Raw genomic sequence first — 1,177 nt, forward strand, 5'->3', positions numbered from 1 at the left:
GTACACGTCAGTTACAGTGCAAGACACCACCGCACGGGTTCTTGCCTGGTGCGGCTCTAGCTGGCGGGTGTATCCGTCTGTGCGCCAGCTGATGACTTTCGGGCCTGCTGGAGGGCGTTGCGCCACCCGCCAAACCAGCTGTGAAGCGCGGTTCCTTTCGGGTATTCCTCCCCCGCCTGCTGCGCCCACGCAATGTAGCGGTCATATGTTGGGGTGCCCGCCTCATGCTCCAGGTACTCCCGGATACCTGCGAGCGCACGCTCATTACGGGCCTGCACCTCGTCCGGGCTCAGATCACGCGGGGCGCGGGTACCGCACGTACCACCCGCGCGCTGCACAAGCTCCGCCCACTTGAGCCCGCTCTTCTTGGTGAGCGTAACCCCCAAAGGCAGCCCCTGCCCATGCGCCCACTCATCGTAGCGGGCGTTCACAACCCGGCTGCCATGCTGCGCTATGTACTGCTTAAGGGCATCAACGGCCACCTGCACGGAGTCCTGCTCGCTGTCTTTGCTGCGGGCGTATTCCTGCTCCCAATTACGTTCCCGCCGGATGTTCTCAACCCCGGCAGCAATAACCTCAGGCGGTAAGCTCTCATAGGTGCCGCGCATGATTGTTTTGGCGATTTCTACCTGCGTATTCCAGTTTTTATTGAGGTATTTACGCACCAGCACCGCTGAAGGCATACCGGGGACGCTGCGCGCATACTCCTCAAATTCAAGGTAGGTGTATTTCTGCCGGGGAGTAGACACGAACTGAACCAGCGCCGCCCACAGGTCAGCTTCATCGTACTTGCCGCGGCGCCTGCGGGGCCTGCTCCGCTCGTCGCCCAGCCCCGCCGCAGCTAAGGCATGTGACCATTTGCCGAAGCGGATAATGGGTGTTTGACGGGTGGGGCCGCCGCGAGCCACAGACCAGTCGTTAAACGACATGGACCGGTGGTCTGTGCACTCGTGCCACCACTGCCGCAGCAAATCGATAAGCTGCTGATCCTGCCATTCTTTCTGTTCGTCTCCCTGCGCCCGTGGCTCTACCGGGTAGTGCAGCGCTGCACGGCCTTTGAGGATACGTTTAACCTGCTGACGGGTGACCCCAAATTCTTCTTCGCACTCCTGCCCGGCCCTATCCGGGTTATGCACCGACCACTCGTACACCATGTGCCGCAGGTCTTCCTGCTCCT

At 61.3% G+C, this 1,177-nt stretch carries 1 pseudogene; it reads right to left on the bottom strand.

From position 1 onward, the window contains the following. Positions 1–56 precede the first annotated feature (56 nt). A pseudogene (locus Q4P78_RS09090) lies at positions 57–1,177 on the bottom strand (hypothetical protein); the annotation flags it as partial.

Origin of the sequence: Rothia sp. (in: high G+C Gram-positive bacteria) (assembly GCF_030540545.1) — a bacterium.
Lineage (GTDB): Bacteria > Actinomycetota > Actinomycetes > Actinomycetales > Micrococcaceae > Rothia.